Origin of the sequence: Burkholderia sp. lig30 (assembly GCF_000687455.2) — a bacterium.
Taxonomy (GTDB): domain Bacteria; phylum Pseudomonadota; class Gammaproteobacteria; order Burkholderiales; family Burkholderiaceae; genus Burkholderia.
Genome location: NZ_JGVW01000020.1, coordinates 1 through 622, shown reverse-complemented (window position 1 = coordinate 622; position 622 = coordinate 1). Strand labels below are relative to the sequence as shown.

At 60.6% G+C, this 622-nt stretch carries 1 protein-coding gene; it reads right to left on the bottom strand.

All coding sequences use genetic code 11. The features are described from left to right. Positions 1-477 (bottom strand): DUF3304 domain-containing protein (locus LIG30_RS24760; RefSeq protein ID WP_152985960.1); only part of this gene is annotated, 477 nt, incomplete at its 3' end. Positions 478-622: the final 145 nt, after the last annotated feature.

Below are 622 nucleotides of genomic sequence, written 5' to 3'. Positions count from 1 at the left end.
CCCGACGACGATCTTCACTCGATCCCCGGGTAGGAAGATCGCCCAAACTCCAGCGGTCTGCCCCGTGACATACGGCTCGATCTGAACGTTTTCGGCTTTGTACCAAGATCCAGGGGCCTTCGCGCCAAGTCGCTTCACGTCCTTAAATGCCAGCCACCGCACCGTTACCCTCAAGTCCGGCCGCCATTCCCGCGGGTAGCGCGTGCAACATTTCCCGCCTCCCTGACCAGGACTGCCATCTTCATCCATCGACCTCATGTTTCCGCCCCCCCCGCCGATGCGCGACCCTTTCGGCCCGGAAATCGAAAACGTATGGATGTACCACGGCGTGTAATTGAACGAGTTCGAATCGCCGCTGCTCAGTTCGACCCGCCGAGGCAGCTCAACCGTTGTGGACGCATTCGTCTGCAAACCGGTGCATCCGGCGAGAAGCACCACCCAGGCAGCCATCACGCCAGCCCATCGTTTCACGTTCATTCGCCACCTTTGTCGTTGTGGTTCGTGCCGTCAAAAAACAGCGAGACGTGGAGGGTCTGCTGGAACGTCAGTTTCGGATCGGCCACGCTGCACTAGCCCGTCGCCCACGCGTCGTTCGCTTCCTGGTTCTGCAGGCGTCCGCCTT